The sequence below is a fragment of the Rhizobium sp. Root708 genome (genome assembly GCF_001429725.1).
In the GTDB taxonomy this organism is placed as follows: Bacteria; Pseudomonadota; Alphaproteobacteria; order Rhizobiales; family Rhizobiaceae; genus Rhizobium.
In genome coordinates, this window is the sequence record NZ_LMHV01000024.1 from 1 (window position 1) to 16,014 (window position 16,014).

The window sequence follows — 16,014 nt, forward strand, 5'->3', positions numbered from 1 at the left end:
CCCAATATGGGCATCGGCGGCATAACACCCGCACAGAAACTGAAAATGGCCGCGTGAATTCTACTGCGGAGCCCCGTTAAAAACGGGGGGATTACCACGCCACCCGTCGGGCGCTCAGCGCCAACGTAAGCAAAGGGAGGCCGACAGCGCTTTTCTGAAAGGCACTAGAACTGATCGGAGGCCGGTTGGCCGCATTGAATGGCCGCTTAGCCCGCCTACTTGAGCCCGGATGCCGGCGATCTATATGATTCTCACCTCTTATTGCCGACTGCACAGGTAGAACATGTCAGTAAGACCAGAAGAAGTGGAAACGATTGACGCGCCACGCATCTCAAGCGGTGTGGAAGGCCTTGATGTCATCCTTAATGGTGGACTGGATGAAAACCGGTTGTACCTCTATGAGGGCCGCCCCGGCACGGGCAAGACTACGATAGCCCTGCAATTCCTCATGGAGGGCGTCCTGCGAGATGAGCGAGTGCTGTACATCACGCTTTCGGAAACGGAGCGCGAACTGCAGCTCGTCGCCAAACGTCACGGCTGGTCGCTCGACGGCGTTAGCCTGTTCGAGCTTGTTCCTCCGGAAACGACGCTCGATCCGGATCGCGAATTGACGGTCTTTCACCCGGCGGAAATGGAGTTGAACGAGACGACGAAACTCATCCTGGACCGGGTTTCCGAGCTCAATCCGAAGCGGGTCGTGATCGACAGCCTTTCCGAGTTGCGCCTCCTCGCCCACAGTCCTCTGCGTTACCGGCGGCAAGTGCTCGCGCTGAAGCACTATTTCACCAGCCGGCAGTGTACGGTCATTCTTCTTGATGACTTGTCGTCTCAGCAAAACGACCTGCAGCTTCATTCCATTGCGCATGGTGTCGTCTTGCTGGAGCAGACCGCGATCGACTATGGCGCCGAGCGGCGGCGCCTGCGGGTCGTAAAAATGCGCGGCATCAGGTTTCGCGGTGGCTACCATGATTTCATCATCGAGAAGGGAGGACTCCATGTCTTCCCCCGATTGATCGCCGCGGATCACCATCAGGCGTTTGACGAGGAGTTTACCTCGAGCGGAATTGAAGAACTTGATCAGATGCTGGGTGGCGGGCTCGAGCGGGGGACAAATGCCCTTTTCCTCGGCGCAGCCGGCGTTGGCAAATCGTCGCTCGCGCTGACCTATGCTTTGGCAAGCGCCGACCGGGGCGAGCATGCCGTCATCTACGCATTCGACGAAGGGCGGGGAACCCTGCAAGCGCGGGCCAAAACCCTTGGCTTTGATTTAGAGAAACATTTGCAGAGCGGGATGATCCGCGTGCAGCAAATCGATCCAGCGGAACTCTCCCCCGGCGAGTTCACGGCAAACGTCCAGAGAAGCGTCGAGAGCGACGGTGCCCGCGTGGTCGTCATCGACAGCTTGAACGGCTACATGAATGCAATGCCGGACGAGCGTTTTCTGATCCTGCAGATGCACGAACTGCTGACCTATCTTGGCCAACGCGGCATCGTGACGATCCTCGTTCTCGCTCAACACGGGCTCGTCGGTCCCCTCGAAGCGCCGCTCGACTTGAGCTACCTCAGCGATTCAGTTGTCATGCTGCGCTATTTCGAGGTGCACGGCACGGTGCGGAGGGCGATCTCGGTCGTCAAAAAACGTAGCGGAAGGCACGAGCACAGCGTGCGAGAGTTCACTTTGTCCGATCAAGGCATACGGCTTGGACCGCTGACAACAGGCTTCATTGGCGTACTTGCCGGCTCGCCTCATTTTAATGCGGCTCCAGCAGTGAATTCAGCTGACAGACATGATGGCCTTAAGTGAATCCCGGCCCGAACCCGTTCTCGTCTTTGCTCCGATAGGCAGGGATGCGGCGGCCTCGGTCGACTTGCTCATGGGGAACGGGATCGCTGCAAAAGCCTGCGGCGATCTGGCTACCTTTGTGACAGCACTCGACGCCGGTGCCTCAGCGGCGTTTCTTGCCGAAGAAGCCCTTTTTGGCAAACATGCGAACTCGTTATTCAAATGGGTCGCGGACCAGCCTCCTTGGTCGGATCTTCCTTTTATTTTACTGACCAGCCGCCAGGAACAGGTGGGGATCGAGGCGTGGAGGCAGAACCTGATCACCAGGCTGCGCAATGTGGCTCTTTTGGAGCGGCCGGTTCAGGCGCTGACGCTCGTCAGCACCTTGCAATCCGCACTTCGTGCTCGGAGGCGGCAGTTGGAGTTGCGCGCGTTGCTTGAGGAGCGCGAGCAGACAGCCCAGGAACTGGAACGTCAAGTGGTTGCTCGTACCCAGCAGCTCGAAGCGGCCAACGAGGCGCTACGCGAACAGATGACAGCGCGGGCGCAAGTTGAGGAAAAGCTCCGGCAAACCCAGAAAATCGAGGCTGTTGGTCAGTTGACAGGGGGAGTTGCGCACGACTTCAACAATCTGCTGATGGTGATTTCCGGCGGTCTGGAGATGCTCGACCGCCAGACGGATCCGGACAGGCGCAAACGGTTGATGGACGGGATGCGTAAAGCGGCTGAGCGCGGATCCGGCCTGACGCGGCAACTTCTGGCATTTTCGCGTCGTCAGAAGCTCAAACCGCAGACGGTCGATCTGGCCCGTCAAATCGGAGGAATGCGAGAACTTCTCGACCGGAGTTTGAGGGGCGACGTCCATGTGACCTTCGACCTTCCGAGCGATCTATGGCCTGTAGAGGTCGATCCGAGCGAGTTGGAACTCGTTGTTCTGAATCTGGCCGTCAACGCCCGGGATGCTATGCCACGGGGCGGGATCATCGAGATACGGGCGGCCAATACCACAGTGGAAGACGTCCAAGGTCAAAAGAGCTTTGTTCGCCTTTCTGTCAGCGACGACGGCTCGGGAATGACCGAAGAAGTCCAGGCGCGTGTGTTCGAACCGTTTTTCACCACGAAGGACATAGGCAAGGGATCCGGGCTCGGCCTTGCGCAGGTGCATGGCTTCGTCCAGCAGTCTCATGGGAAGATCGAAATCGACAGCGAGGTTGGCCGCGGGACGACAATTACGCTCTTGCTGCCTCGCTCATCGAAGGTGTCTGAACTGGATCAGGAGAATTTGGGCGATCTCCATGCGGCGCGGCCGTCCGTGTCGTCGGCTGGCAGTGTCCTGCTCGTTGAAGACGATGACGAAGTCGCAGCCCTGGTGGGTGAGATGTTGCGAGAACTGGGTTTTCTGGTCGTGCGGGTTTCGACGGCGGCCGCAGCTCTCGGGGCTCTGGCGAACGGACGGCAAGTGGACGTCGTTTTTTCGGATATCATGATGCCTGGTGGAATGAATGGCGTAGAGCTTGCGAAAGAAATTCGAACGCGCCGGACCGACTTACCGATCCTGTTGACCAGCGGATATTCAGAGGCCGTCAAACAGGCTGCAGACGCTCAGGGCGTCAGGATTTTGCGCAAGCCCTATCAACTGACGGAGTTGTCAGAGGCCCTCCAGGAAGTGATGGTGCAGCGCTGAAAGCGTTGGATGTGATACGGCGCAAACCATCCTGGCGAACACGTCGCTTGTCTCGCGGACATCGACCGCGACGTCCTCGCTTTCCTCTTCGAGCGTCTGCATGAGAGCAAACAGCTCCTCATCCGTCATCGTTGCAAGGTCGTCCGCGAACTCCGCTGCATCGAAATCCTGTCGCTCGGCCATGGCGTTTGGTTCCTCACGTGCAAACATGCTCTCGGCGATAACGACTTAGTCGTCATCGAGTTCAATCCAGACTGGCGCATGATCGCTGGTGTGCTCCCAGCCGCGGGCGAACTTGTCGACGCCGCAGATCTGCAGCCGTTCACGCAGGGAAGGGCTGAGCAGGAAATGATCGATGCGCAGGCCGGCGTCGCGCGCGAAGGCATTCCGGAAATACTTCCAGAACGTATAGATACGCGCCTCGGGATGCAGCAAGCGGATGGCGTCGGCCCAGCCCATGGCGATCAGTTCGGCATAGGCCGCGCGCACCTCCGGGCGGAACAGGGCATCGTCTCGCCACCGATCCGGCGCGTAGACGTCGAGATCCGTCGGCATGACGTTAAAGTCGCCGACAAGGGCGACCGGCACGTCGAGTTCGAACAGTTCGGCAGCATAGGAGTGCAACCGCTCGAACCATCGGAGTTTGTAATCGAATTTCGGGCCGGGCGCCGGATTTCCGTTCGGGAGATAGACGCAGCCGATCACCATTCCGTCGATCGCCGCTTCGATGTAGCGGCTGTGGCTATCATCGGGATCGCCTGGAAGTCCGCGACGGGTTTCGCGCGGCTCCTGATCGCGGGCGAGGATCGCCACCCCGTTCCAGGCTTTCTGGCCATGCCAGATGGCGCCGTAGCCTGCGCGTTCGATCTCGCGGCGAGGAAACTTCTCGTCGGGCGCCTTCAACTCCTGCAGACAGACGACATCAGGCTGCGCTTCTTCCATCCAGCGCAGCAAAACCTCGAGGCGGCCGTTGATGCCGTTCACGTTGTAGGTGGCGAGCTTCACCGCTTTTACCGGCGCTTGTGGTCGCCCTTGTCGCCCTGGCCGGGTTTCGCATCATTCTTCGCGTCATGCCGAGCATCGGCCGACAGGGAGCGCGAGACGTCAACGCTTTCCTTGAAGTTGCCCGCGTCATCGCGGCGGACGTAACGTTTGTCAGTCCCGGTATCGATCAGTTCGCGTTTTGTCATTGCAGGACTCCTTTATGGTTGCTGCACCCATAAACGCGCGTCGCTGGTAAAAGATGCATGTGAATCAGATGGCTAGGGATGTCTCGCAAAACGAGCAGGGGCGAACGGCTAAGCCATTGAAAAATGATTCGTTTCGACTCGGAACAATTACATGTCGATTCGCTTGAATCGCATTGGTTGTGTCAGGAGTCTGCGTCATGGTTGCCCCGCGTGCGAATTGGAAGGGTTTCATCAAGTTCGGAGAGGTCGCCTGTCCGGTGGCGCTTTACACAGCGGCATCCTCATCGGAACGCATCGCCTTCAACACGCTGAACCGTAAGACCGGCAATCGGGTGAAGCGCGAGTTCGTCGATAGCGAAACCGGCGATCCGGTCGAGCGCGACGACCAGGTCAAAGGCTACGCGATCGAAAACGGCCAGTACATTATCCTTGAGCCGGACGAGGTTGCTGCCGCCGTTCCTGATAGCGACAAGACGCTCAAGATCGACGCCTTCATCCCCTGCAACGAAATCGATGGGGTATATTTCGACAAGCCTTATTACCTTGCGCCGGACAAGATGGGCACCGATGCCTTCGTGCTGCTACGCGACGGCATGAAGAAGGCCAAGGTCGCGGCGATCGCGCGCACGGTTCTTTTCCGCCGCGTGCGCACGGTGTTGATCCGGCCGCACGGCAAGGGGCTGATCGCCACGACGCTCAACTTCGACTATGAAGTCCGCTCCTCTCAGGAGGCCTTCGAGGAGCTCCCGGACCTCAAGATCGAAGGCGAGATGCTGGAACTTGCCGAGCATATCATCGGCACCAAGAAGGGAAGCTTTGACGCCAGCACCTTCGATGACCGCTACGAGGCGGCTGTCGCCGAACTGGTGAAGGCCAAGATCGAAGGCCGGTCGCTGCCCAAGAAGAAAGCGCCAACTGTTTCCAAGCAAAGCGACCTTCTGCAGGCCTTGCGCGAGAGCGCGGGTATCGGCGGCAAGGCGGCATCGAAGCCCACAGCCGCCAATGCCAACAAGGGTGCAGCCCGACAAAAAACGGCAAACCCTGCCGCGGCCGCCAAGGCGAAACAGGCCGCGGCACCAACCCGCCACGCCGGTTGATTGGAGGATACCGTGGCTCTTCGCCCCTACTGGAAAGGCTATCTCAAGCTGTCGCTGGTCACCTGCCCGGTGCAGATGATGCCGGCGACGTCCGAAAACGAGAAGGTCCGCTTTCATACCCTCAACCGCGAGACCCAGAACCGCGTCGTCAGCCACTATGTGGATTCCGTCACCGGCAAGGAGGTGAAAGACGAGGACGAGGTCAAGGGCTACCAGCGCGGCGAGAACGACTATGTCATGCTGGAAGACGAGGAGCTCGAAAACGTCGCGCTCGACAGCACCAAGACCATCGATATCTCGACCTTCACACCGCGCGACAGCATCGAATGGATCTGGCTCGACACCCCGTATTATTTGTCGCCGAACGACCCAGTTGGCCAGGAGGCCTTTTCGGTCATTCGCGATGCGATGGAATCCCAGGACATGGTCGGCATCTCCCGGCTGGTCATCACCCGCCGCGAGCGCGCCGTAATGCTGGAGCCACGCGGCAAGGGTATCGTGCTATGGACCTTGCGCTACGGGGATGAAGTCCGTGACGAGGATACCTATTTTGCGGGCATCGGCCATGAGACAGCGGATTCGGACATGATGCCCTTGGTGCAGCAATTGATCAAAAAGCAGACCCAGCACTGGAATCCCAAGATGGTCATCGATCCGGTCCAAGACCGGCTGCTCGATATCATCGCGGACAAGAAGAAGGCGCTGAAGAAGCCCTCGAAGGCCAAGGCCAAAGCGTCCTCGGCACCCGCTCCGAGCAACGTCATCAACATCATGGATGCCTTGAAGAAATCGGTCGCGGCCGAAACCCGGACCGGCAAATGAAAAGACCCGCCAAGCCGCTTCTTCAGGACGATAGCTTCACCGCGAAATCGCAGCCACGACGCAAGCGTGATCCTGCGCAGCCGAACCTTCCCTTCGATCCGATGCCCGACCGGGTCGAGCCGTGTTTGGCACTGCTGAGGTCGGTGCCACCGACGGGGCCGGATTGGGCTTATGAAATTAAATGGGACGGCTATCGCCTCGCCATCCACATCGAACCATCGGGCGTCCGGATTATCACCCGCGGCGGCCACGACTGGACAGGCCGGTTCCCAGCAATTGCGGCGGCGGCCAAAGAGCTTGGGGTCGGGACGGCGATCCTCGACGGGGAGGCTGTCGTCCTGAACGCAGAGGGCCGATCCGACTTTGGCGCCTTACAACGGTCCCTCGGCGGACGCGGTGGCAAGAAAGCCTCGACGGAGTCCATCCTGTTTGCTTTCGACCTCTTGTATTTCGACGGGCACGATCTGACGAAGACCGAGCTGTCGGTCCGCCGGCATCTCCTGGAAGACCTGCTCGATGGTGCGGTTGGAGCGATCCAGCTTTCCGAGGAGGTGCAGGGTGACGGCGCCGCACTTCTGGAGAACGCCCGCTCGCTTGGAGTGGAAGGGATCATCGCCAAGCGCAGGGATAGCCCGTACCGCTCGGGCCGCACCGGTGACTGGCTGAAGATCAAGTGCGTGCAGAGCGAGAGTTTCATCATCGTCGGATACGAGCAGTCGGCCGCCGCGCGAGGCGGCATTGGCAGCCTGCTGCTGGCCGCTCGTCGCGATCATGACTGGGTCTATGTCGGCGCCGTTGGCACGGGCTTCAAGGAAAAGGATGCGGCGTATCTGAAGAAGACGCTCGATACGCTGAAGACACGAACGCCAGTCCTTCCGCTGAAGGGCAAATGTCTTTGCCCAGCCGACGCTGATTGCCGAGATCGAGTTCCGGGGCTGGACCGACGATGGCAATCTGCGGCACGCCTCGTACAAAGGACTGCGCGAAGTTCAGGATAATGCCGCGGTTTACCAGTTGGATTGACTGGTGCTAGCAGAGGCAAAAGGCAAGAAATTTTTCTGGCCGGGCTCTTGAATCCGAAATTGTCAAAAACCAAATCGATTGCCGCCAGCCGCTGATGAAAGGGCTGGCCTTGTTGGAAGGGCCGCTTTCGGCGCTTCCGTATCCCATGTTGCTTCAAGGAGGATATGGCTATGGCAACATCTTACGACTACGCACCTCTCTTCCGCTCGAGCGTCGGCTTCGATCGGGTCTTCAATCTTCTCGAAAACGCCCAGCGCGCCCGCTCGATCAGCGACTGGCCGCCCTATGACATCGTCAAGACTGGCGATGACAGCTACCGGATTTCAATCGCGGTGGCGGGCTTTGCCCAGGGCGATCTCGATCTCACCTTCCAGTCCAACCTGCTGACCGTCACCGGCAAGAAGCAGGAGGCGGCCACTGACGGGTACCTGCATCGCGGCATTGCCGGCCGTCCGTTCGAACACCGGTTCGAGCTGGCCGACCACGTCAGGGTGAATGGGGCTGATCTCAGCAATGGTCTGCTGTCGATCGATCTGGTTCGCGAGATCCCCGAGGCACTGAAGCCGCGGAAAATCACCATCGAGAGCGCCCCGACTTTGACGTCTGCTGCTCCGGCGCAGATCGAAGCGCAGAAGGCGGCTTAACCCGCACTTGTTCACAGAATACGGGCGCCGTGGCGACGGCGCCCATCAACATCCCGGGTTGGAAAGGAGAGAGCGATGAAACCCGATATGTTCAGACAGCCTGTTTCCATTCTTGTCGGCCTTGGCTTTCCGACAGAGGTTCGCGGCGTGATGGACGCCTACCGCCATCTCGTCGAATGGCCGGCGTCGCAGAGGGACGGCGCGCACTCAGTCGCGCTCAAGGCATGCAGTGCCGCGCTACGCGGTGAAATCGAAGCCGAGACCGCCCGCGGGCTGTTTGCCGCCTTTGCCGAGAAACATGATCTTCTGGCGCCGGAATACAATGTGACTACCGCGTCTCGCCTGCGGCGCGACCGGGACCCGCATGTGCGATGAGGAGGCCGATGATGTACGAGATGTTGCAGCGGGCCGCCAGCAATGCGATGGCAATGGGACCAACGGTGTTGCTTCAGGGTATGCAGCTTCGACGGCCGATCGATGTGGTGAGAGCGCCGGCTCTTTCCGTCGATGACAAGCGGACAATCCTCGCGGCTTGGGCGTCGGACTTTTACGCTGTCGATTCCAAGCCGGCGCTCCGTCAACTGCCGGGAACACCAGAGCCGGCTTCGATCGATGACGTGCAGGCTGCCCTCAAAGAACTCGACCGGCGCTCTGGTATCTAATGGATCATGGTTGAGCCGGCAGTCTGGCCGGCGGTACTAGAGCAGGCTTAGCAGAGAGCGGCGCCATCGGTTGCGGCGACCATTGTCATCCAGCCGTCGCTCGCGCGTTCGGCGATGTGGTCCGTCTCCTGTATTTGGCGTTGCGCCGAGCGGTTCGCAGCTCATCCAGCGTCGGAAGCCACCAGCCGCGATCGAGTTCCTGTCGTCCTGGAGAGGTCCGCGCCGGCCAGGTGGTCACCAACTCTTCGAGCGCGCCCGGTCGCCACGATGCCCAGACATATTCCTCACCTCGGGCCGCCGGAAAGTAAAACGAGTCGACAGTCGCGGCATCCGCCAACTCACCGTCCGTACCAGTGAAGAAAACGACGCCGATATGTGTGCCGATGGCGCGTTCCAACGGCGGGCCATCATTGGCTGGGACCGGGTACCGCTTGCGACGGCGCTCCCTCGTCTTCGCTTTCGACGCCCTGTCTTCCTCCGTGCCCTTGATCGCGTCGCGCCGGGCCTTCCGCGTCTCGGGCTCGCTTCGTTCGGCGGCCGTCTCTATTGCCGGCCATCGCCGGCGGAGTTCATCGAATGAACGATACGGTACTGTCCAGAGGCGTCGGTCGGCATCCCAGCGCGCAAACGGGATCTCTCGGATTTCGTTGATGACGGTGCGCGAGTATGGCGTCCGGATCTGAAAAGAGGACGGACCTGCTTCGAGATAGCGGCTTTCGATCGGATCAAACGCAAAGGAATCTCGGCCCTTCTCGTCGGCGAAAGCCTCGGCCTCCGCCTCTATCTGTGCGAGCCAGCGACCAAGGCGCCTCTGGGCGGTCCGCCCCGGCACGAACCAAGCATTGAGACGATCGCTCCACTGCGCGCGCGGAAACGTTTCGCGAAAGCGCTGCACAGTGATGCGATCGTGATGCAGCTCTATCGTCGCGCCGTCGCGCGGCGTTGAAGGAGCATCGCTGTCCGGTTTCTGTTCCATCGTGCTGTAACGCGGAATTACGGATTCGGGTTCAGTCGTTATGCGCGGCCCGCCGTTCACGCCGCCTGCTTCATCGACTTGGCGAGCCGCTTGATCGCCTGTTCCAGCGAGCGCTGTCCGTCGCAATAGTCCTGCCAGGCGCTTGTTTTCGCAAGCAGCGCCGGTACGGTGCGGATCGTAAAACGCTTCGGATCGAGATCGGTCTTCACTTGGGCCCAGGTCAGCGGCATCGACACCGTGGCGCCGGGGCGGGCGCGTGGCGATAGCGGTGCGACGGCCGTCGCCATCCGATCGTTGCGCAGGTAGTCCAAAAAGATGCGGCCGTTGCGCTGGTTCTTCGCCATCTTGATCAGATAGAGTTCTGGGTTTTCGCGCGCCATCTGCAGGCAGACGTCATGCGCAAAACCCTTCGCCTCCGGCCAGGTCAGTTTCTTGCCCTTCGCCACAGCAAGCGGCGTCACCACATGCAGCCCTTTGCCGCCGGTGGTCTTGCAGAAACTGACGAGACCGAGTTCCTCCAGCCGGTCGCGCATCTCGCGAGCGGCTTCGACGACGGTGGAGAAAGGAACGTCCGGACCCGGATCTAGGTCGAATACGAGCCGGCCCGGCACTTCGGGTAGTTTCGGCTCACAATTCCAAGGGTGCAGTTCGACGCCACCGAGCTGGGCGATGGCGGCAAGCCCCTCGACGCGATCAATCTGCAGATAAGGTTTCTTGTCGCCGAAGACAGTCACCAGTTCCAAGAGGTTCGACGTTCCCGGCATGGCATGGCGCTGGAAGAACTGCTCGCCGCCGATGCCATCGGGGGTTCGGATGATCGAACACGGACGACCCTTGATATGGTCGATCAGCCAAGGTCCGACGGACTCGTAGTAGTGCGCAAGCTCAACCTTGGTCACCGGCTTGTCGTCGCCAGCGTCCGGCCACAGCGGCTTCTCCGGATTGGAGATCAGCACGCCCATGACATTGGCCTTTCCTCCTTTTCGGAACGACTTGGCCGGGCTTGGCTTTTCTGCCTGCGCTTCTGCCTCGGGATCAGGCACATCGGCTTCTGCGGGCGAGGAAGGCTTCTCGGCGACGACTTCCCTTGCCGGCTTGTCCTCCCGCAAGCCCCTGAACGCCGCCTGACGCACGAGACCATCGGCCGTCCACCCGGCGAACTGGATCTCGGCGACGAGCTCCGGCTTGATCCAGACAACATCGGGATCCTTCTTCGGCGCGCCGATGCCCGTGAACGGTGACTTGCCGGTTTCCAGTTCGCGAAGCTTCGGCAAAATCGTGTCGACCACCTTGGCGCCGTACCCCGTGCCGACCCGGCCGACATAGACGAAGTGGTCACCCCGGTTCACGCCGACCAGCAGCGAACGGAACTTGCCGTTGGTCTTGGCATAGGCGCCGATGACGACTTCATGGCCGGCTCGGCATTTGGACTTCGCCCAGGTGTCGGTACGGCCGGATTGATAGGGCGCGTCAGCCTGCTTCGACACGATGCCCTCCAGCGACAGGCGGCAGGCCGATTTCAGAACCGCATCGCCACCGGTTTCGAAATGCTCGACGAAACGCAGGCGTGGATCGTCGCCAGCGTCATCAAGCAGTTTCTGCAGCCGTTCCTTGCGCTCGGTCAGCGGCAGTTGCCGCAAATCCTCGTCGCCCTCGAACAACAGGTCGAAAGCGAAATACACCAGGGCGTCGGTCTTGCCTTCCGACAGCGCCGCCTGCAGAGCGGCGAAGTCCGGTGCACCGTTTTCGTCGAGTGCACAGATCTCCCCGTCGATGATCGCATCGGGGAGGGCGGAGCCAGATTCGGCGATCGCCGGATACTTGCCTGTCCAGTCGAGTCCCTTGCGGGTCTTCAGCGTCACATCGCCATTCTCGATGCGCATCTGGATGCGGTAGCCGTCGAACTTGATCTCGTGGATCCAGCCGTCGGCCGTAGGCGGCCGCTCCAGCGTCTCGCAGAGTTGCGGCGCGATGAACTCCGGCATTGTCGATTTCGCTGGCTTGGCTGCTGCCGGATTCTTTTTTGTTTTCGTTCCGGTCTTCCGTTCTTTTGGGGCAAGACCGTGGTTGCTGTCCCATACGGCATCCGACTGAACGTCGCCACTTTCGACCATGAACGGTTTGGGCTTCTTGCCTTTGCCGGCGGCGATCGCCTCCATCGTCCGACCGGAGGCGACAGAGGTGGCGTTGTCCTTGAGGACAGCGCCGCCATTCTCCTCGACGGAAAAATCGTCGTGATGCTTGATCAGCAGCCAGTTGGTGCGCTTGCCGCCGTCGCGGTCGTTGCGCATACGCACCAGCACAAAGCTCCCATGTAAGCGTTCGCCTTCAAGGGTGAATTTGAAGTCGCCTTTGGCGAGGGCCTGTTCCGGGCTTTTATTGCCTTCCGGCTCCCAATAGCCGCGGTCCCAGAGCATGACCGTGCCGCCGCCGTATTGGCCTTTCGGGATCGTCCCTTCGAAATCACCATAGTCGAGCGGATGATCCTCGACCTCGACGGCCAGACGCTTGTCGTGTGGATCGAGCGACGGTCCTTTCGTCACCGCCCAGGATTTGAACACCCCATCGAGCTCGAGCCGAAGATCGTAGTGCAATCGGGTCGCGTCATGTTTCTGGATGACGAAGCGGCGGCGGTTCGACGCCTTCAACGTCGCCTGGCCGCTCGGCTCCTTCGTTTTCTGAAAATCGCGCTTCTGCTTGTAAGTCGAGAGCTTGTCGCTGGCCATGGCAGTCCCCGATACACTTCCGCCATCCGCGTCGAATGACGACGGAGCTGAGGCGCGGGCCGGACAGGTGGGACGCTCGACTGCCGTTTCGTTGGCCGCAGAGAGAAACCGGAAAAATCCCTGCGTTCGTCATCCCTGTCACGTCCGGTTGACACGGCACGCGACCTCGGAACTGAGAAGCGTCCAGCCCGTATTTTGTTCCAACTCAGTCCGTTAAGATGCGGTGAGAAACAGAAAGCGCGTCAGCCGACCTGCTCGACATTGAGGGTGCCGGCGGGAAGTGGCCTGATTAGAGATTTCGCCGATACCGATGGATCGAGCCAGTCCGCCCAGGCGTCCCGCTCGAGGATGACGATCTGCCTGTCGTGGTAAGGTGCGATATCCGGGCCGGGCTCCATGGTCAGCATGGTAAAGGCCTGCCCGACATCATCCGTCTCGCGCCAGATGCCGGCGATGCAGAAGATCGGTTCGCCCTTCTTGGTGAACAGCCACCTGTCCTTGCGCTTTTTGCCTTTTTCCGTTGGATCGGTGAATTCGTATTAGCCATCGGCAACGATAAGGCAGCGGTTGGAGTTGAACTCGCGTCCATCGGAGCGAAAATTGTAGACCGGCCGCTTGTTCTGGCCCGGCCAACTCCATCGGCGCTGGACGAGGTCCGCCTCGTCGCGCGCTCCCTCGATCCCCCGGATGATAGGCGCCATGTCGGTGATCTTGATGTCCTCGCGTGCTTCAACGTTCGGCGCACCTTCACCAAAGCGGATCTTGATCTTGAGATGGGCGAAATCCTCGACAATCGAGGCGACATCCACCATCAGCCGATAATCATTGCACATGCGTTCCTCGCAGTTCTTGTTGTGAAGCTTAGTTCTTGCTATGTTCTACATATGACGAACGCGAAGGTTTTCCAGTCCGACGCCCCGCTCGACGAGCGCCGCGTCATCATACGGCGCCATGACGGCGATGTGGAGATGGTCGAGCTGCCCTGGGGGCTGCGTCCGCTCGATAGCGGCCCGCGCGCGGTCAATGTCGTTCGCTCTGAAGGAAGGACGTTTCCGACCCACCGCTGCCTGGTGCCGGCATCCGAGTTTCGCCATCGCAGTGGGGGCAAGAACTTCAGTTTCTCGCTCGCCAGCGGCGACTGGTTCTATTTCGCAGGAATCTGGCGGCCGGATTCATCGGTTGGGCGGAGGCCTATGCCATCCTGACCATCGAGGCGAACGCCGACATCGCGCCTTATCACGATCGGCAGATGGCCGTCCTGACGCGCGATCAGCGGATGGACTGGCTCGACGGGCTTGTCGTTTGGCAGTTAACCGTGAGATTGCGGCCGGTGTTTTGGGAGCGGGAAAAACGGGGGGGTAAGAATCTTCGGATAGTCGAGAGCTTTTTGGAAAGGGCACTCGTTGTCAGCGCAATTGAAGATGAACATCTGGGTCGAGCTTGTTGGCGTGGACGGCGTTCCGCAGCGTCTTGAGATTTCCAGTGTCGAACGCATTGTCGAAGGGGCTCGTCTCGACGATTTTGGTCTTTCTCTGGAAGAAGGCAAGGAGATACAGCGGCGTCTACAAACCGGGTTGACCCAGTTTCAGGCCGCCCAGGCCGGCCAGCAGGATCGTAAATGCAAAGACTGTGATGGCCTCCGTAGAGTTCATGATTATAGATCCCGTACGATCGACTCGCTCCTCGGCCCGTGTTGCGTGCGCGTGCCACGGTGGTGCAGCTGTGCATGCGGAAAGGCGCAAGATTCGCGCACATCCAGCCTCGAGACATTACTGAATGGAAGAGCAACACCCGAATTGGAGCGAATTCAGGCAGAACTGGGCTCTCGGCTATCCTTTCGAGAAGCAGCCCGCGTGCTGGACCTCTTTGTGCCGGTTGGATCGGCCACACATCGACATAACCACCGGACTGTCAGCCACCGGCTCGCAAAGGTCGCCGATCAGATCGAAAAGTGGGACATTGCGAGCCCCTATCGTATCAGCCGAACTCGGGGGTCTGCCGTTTCTGTTTTCATTGATGGCGCCTATATTCGCGCGGTTCCGGGCTACCAAAGCCGGCATTTCGAGATCGCCATGGGACGTGTTGTTGTGCAGGGGCGGCCACCGCGCCAATTTGCTGCTGCGCCTAATATTGCCACCGCCAAATACGATGTCGTTCGCGCAGCGATGCGCGCACAAGGGTGGCTTCCAGGCCGAGACGTTACTGTCTTCAGTGACGGAGAGATCGGACTGCAAAGCATCGTGTTAAGCGCAACGCGCCAGCCTGTGACGCATATTCTTGACTGGTTCCATCTATCGATGCGGCTTGGGCACATCGAACAGGCCCGGGAGGGCATCAGACATCGGCAAGATCTGAACGTCTACCTTCGCGACGTCGCGGTTCATATGCCGAGGATGCGGCATCTCCTTTGGAGCGGGTATGTCAGGGAGGCGACCAGAACAGTAAAGCATCTGCTCGCCCAATTGGACCAGTATCCCGGTTTGCGCGACACCAGCATCAAGCTTAGGCGCCTATATGAGCTGATCACCAATCTTCGCACCTATCTGGTCCAGAACAAGACTTCGATTGTCAACTACTGCCAGCGATATTGGTCAGGCAAGCCCATATCCAGTTCCCCCGCTGAAAGCGCAGCAAACAGTCTCGTCAATGCCCGCATGAATAAGAAGCGACAGATGCGTTGGTCGCCGATTGGCGCTCATCGGGTCCTTCAGGTTCGAGCCGCCGTCGCCGACGGCCGTCTCAAAAAAGCAAAGCTCGACCTGGCAGCGTGACCCCCGGCTTTTTCCCGCTCTCGTTGTCATCCAGACCAATAATGTGGAGCCCGTGAATCTTCGATGTCCAGCAGCCCTGCGAAAGAACCCCGAACAAAGCAAAGCAGACACTCACCAAGTCGACAATCGACAGTCCATACCGCTCTTCAAAGAATTGGGCACATTTGCCCTGGCCATAGATATACATATATCGATAAAGATCCTGCCGCTGCCGCCAACCTCGCTGCCACTGAAAGGTTCGATGGCCAATCCGATGCATCTCAAGGAGAATATTGCGATCGTTGATGCGATCTCTGTTCTCAATATCTTCAACGCGGCCGAGCAAGTTTGTTAGACTGGCAATGGTGTCAAATTTAGAGGTATCGACACGCCGGTAGGAGGTAAGTCCGTTTGGAGTGTTCAGCTGGAGAGTTATCAGCGTCTCAAGGTTCCACGGATGAATCTTCCAGCATGACGTAATCGCTGTCGTTGCAGCGTCGGATGGGAACGAAATCAAGCGGCGCGCCAGATGTTCTCTTCCGTCCTGTAGCGCGTGCACTGAATAGCCCCGAGTTTCGTAGACACCCTCGCGTTATGTTTTCTGCAAGCGCTCGAACTCGACGGGTGACAGCATTCCGTTTCTGACGTGCTTGCGTT

At 59.6% G+C, this 16,014-nt stretch carries 14 protein-coding genes and 3 pseudogenes; 10 read left to right on the forward strand and 7 right to left on the reverse strand.

What is annotated here, in order from left to right:
* Nucleotides 1–304 precede the first annotated feature (304 nt).
* Together ASE04_RS16450 and ASE04_RS16455 are read left to right on the forward strand one after the other, a co-directional pair.
* On the forward strand, nt 305–1,804 hold the full coding sequence (locus ASE04_RS16450) for an ATPase domain-containing protein (RefSeq protein ID WP_244490439.1): 1,500 nt from the start codon (nt 305–307) through the stop codon (nt 1,802–1,804).
* Complete coding sequence (locus tag ASE04_RS16455; protein WP_244490440.1) at nt 1,788–3,467, forward strand: ATP-binding protein; 1,680 nt, start codon at nt 1,788–1,790, stop codon at nt 3,465–3,467. Before ASE04_RS16450 ends, ASE04_RS16455 begins: the two co-directional genes overlap by 17 nt.
* Here ASE04_RS16455 and ASE04_RS16460 read toward each other — a convergent pair.
* From ASE04_RS16460 to ASE04_RS16470, 3 genes are read right to left on the reverse strand one after another with little or no spacing between them, the layout of a single operon-like run.
* On the reverse strand, nt 3,432–3,650 hold the full coding sequence (locus tag ASE04_RS16460; protein WP_056819151.1) for a hypothetical protein: 219 nt from the start codon (nt 3,648–3,650) through the stop codon (nt 3,432–3,434). The genes ASE04_RS16455 and ASE04_RS16460 overlap by 36 nt on opposite strands.
* A gap of 45 nt (nt 3,651–3,695) precedes the next feature.
* Nucleotides 3,696–4,472 (reverse strand): exodeoxyribonuclease III, encoded by a 777-nt coding sequence (gene xth / locus ASE04_RS16465; RefSeq protein ID WP_056819153.1) that lies wholly within the window; start codon nt 4,470–4,472, stop codon nt 3,696–3,698.
* A gap of 5 nt (nt 4,473–4,477) precedes the next feature.
* Nucleotides 4,478–4,657 carry a hypothetical protein gene (locus ASE04_RS16470; protein WP_056819155.1) on the reverse strand — a complete coding sequence of 60 codons (180 nt, stop codon included), beginning with the start codon at nt 4,655–4,657 and terminating at the stop codon, nt 4,478–4,480.
* A 197-nt stretch (nt 4,658–4,854) separates the two neighbouring features.
* On the opposite strand from ASE04_RS16470, the gene ku (ASE04_RS16475) reads away from it, so the two are divergent.
* From ku (ASE04_RS16475) to ASE04_RS16500, 6 genes and pseudogenes are all read left to right on the forward strand, one after another.
* The gene (gene ku / locus ASE04_RS16475; RefSeq protein WP_056819157.1) at nt 4,855–5,754 is read left to right on the forward strand and encodes a non-homologous end joining protein Ku; all 900 of its coding nucleotides are present in this window, start codon (nt 4,855–4,857) and stop codon (nt 5,752–5,754) included.
* A 12-nt stretch (nt 5,755–5,766) separates the two neighbouring features.
* Nucleotides 5,767–6,576, forward strand: coding sequence for a non-homologous end joining protein Ku (ku, locus tag ASE04_RS16480; protein WP_056819180.1), 810 nt, complete (start codon nt 5,767–5,769; stop codon nt 6,574–6,576).
* Nucleotides 6,573–7,599 (forward strand): annotated as a pseudogene (gene ligD, locus ASE04_RS16485) (non-homologous end-joining DNA ligase). Before ku (ASE04_RS16480) ends, ligD (ASE04_RS16485) begins: the two are co-directional and overlap by 4 nt.
* 170 nt (nt 7,600–7,769) lie before the next feature.
* Nucleotides 7,770–8,243, forward strand: a complete 474-nt coding sequence (locus ASE04_RS16490; protein WP_056819159.1) for an Hsp20 family protein — start codon at nt 7,770–7,772, stop codon at nt 8,241–8,243.
* Between the two features lie 75 nt (nt 8,244–8,318).
* The gene (locus ASE04_RS16495) at nt 8,319–8,618 is read left to right on the forward strand and encodes a DUF982 domain-containing protein (protein WP_056819161.1); all 300 of its coding nucleotides are present in this window, start codon (nt 8,319–8,321) and stop codon (nt 8,616–8,618) included.
* 8 nt (nt 8,619–8,626) lie between these two features.
* Nucleotides 8,627–8,905: a hypothetical protein gene (locus tag ASE04_RS16500; RefSeq protein ID WP_056819163.1), complete on the forward strand. Its 279-nt coding sequence runs from the start codon at nt 8,627–8,629 to the stop codon at nt 8,903–8,905.
* An 85-nt stretch (nt 8,906–8,990) separates the two neighbouring features.
* Here the strand turns inward: ASE04_RS16500 and ASE04_RS16505 are convergent, their stop codons facing one another.
* From ASE04_RS16505 to ASE04_RS16515, 3 genes and pseudogenes are all read right to left on the reverse strand, one after another.
* Complete coding sequence (locus ASE04_RS16505) at nt 8,991–9,881, reverse strand: hypothetical protein (RefSeq protein ID WP_056819182.1); 891 nt, start codon at nt 9,879–9,881, stop codon at nt 8,991–8,993.
* Between the two features lie 56 nt (nt 9,882–9,937).
* Nucleotides 9,938–12,607 (reverse strand): DNA ligase D, encoded by a 2,670-nt coding sequence (gene ligD, locus ASE04_RS16510; RefSeq protein WP_056819165.1) that lies wholly within the window; start codon nt 12,605–12,607, stop codon nt 9,938–9,940.
* A gap of 242 nt (nt 12,608–12,849) precedes the next feature.
* Nucleotides 12,850–13,440 (reverse strand): annotated as a pseudogene (locus ASE04_RS16515) (SOS response-associated peptidase).
* 51 nt (nt 13,441–13,491) lie between these two features.
* Here ASE04_RS16515 and ASE04_RS16520 point away from each other — a divergent pair.
* Together ASE04_RS16520 and ASE04_RS16525 are read left to right on the forward strand one after the other, a co-directional pair.
* Nucleotides 13,492–13,907 (forward strand): annotated as a pseudogene (locus ASE04_RS16520) (SOS response-associated peptidase family protein); the annotation flags it as partial.
* 103 nt (nt 13,908–14,010) lie between these two features.
* On the forward strand, nt 14,011–15,378 hold the full coding sequence (locus ASE04_RS16525; RefSeq protein WP_082597380.1) for an ISKra4 family transposase: 1,368 nt from the start codon (nt 14,011–14,013) through the stop codon (nt 15,376–15,378).
* Here ASE04_RS16525 and ASE04_RS30750 read toward each other — a convergent pair.
* On the reverse strand, nt 15,347–15,916 hold the full coding sequence (locus ASE04_RS30750) for a hypothetical protein (protein ID WP_156408823.1): 570 nt from the start codon (nt 15,914–15,916) through the stop codon (nt 15,347–15,349). The two genes, ASE04_RS16525 and ASE04_RS30750, sit on opposite strands and share 32 nt — an antisense overlap.
* Nucleotides 15,917–16,014: the final 98 nt, after the last annotated feature.

Coding starts and splice junctions, on each gene's coding strand:
- ASE04_RS16455 (WP_244490440.1), top strand. CDS start 1,788: ATGATGGCCTTAAGTGAATCCCGGCCCGAACCCGTTCTCGTCTTTGCT.
- ASE04_RS16460 (WP_056819151.1), bottom strand. CDS start 3,650: ATGGCCGAGCGACAGGATTTCGATGCAGCGGAGTTCGCGGACGACCTT.
- ASE04_RS16470 (WP_056819155.1), bottom strand. CDS start 4,657: ATGACAAAACGCGAACTGATCGATACCGGGACTGACAAACGTTACGTC.
- ku (WP_056819157.1), top strand. CDS start 4,855: ATGGTTGCCCCGCGTGCGAATTGGAAGGGTTTCATCAAGTTCGGAGAG.
- ASE04_RS16490 (WP_056819159.1), top strand. CDS start 7,770: ATGGCAACATCTTACGACTACGCACCTCTCTTCCGCTCGAGCGTCGGC.
- ASE04_RS16495 (WP_056819161.1), top strand. CDS start 8,319: ATGAAACCCGATATGTTCAGACAGCCTGTTTCCATTCTTGTCGGCCTT.
- ASE04_RS16500 (WP_056819163.1), top strand. CDS start 8,627: ATGATGTACGAGATGTTGCAGCGGGCCGCCAGCAATGCGATGGCAATG.
- ASE04_RS16505 (WP_056819182.1), bottom strand. CDS start 9,881: ATGGAACAGAAACCGGACAGCGATGCTCCTTCAACGCCGCGCGACGGC.
- ligD (WP_056819165.1), bottom strand. CDS start 12,607: ATGGCCAGCGACAAGCTCTCGACTTACAAGCAGAAGCGCGATTTTCAG.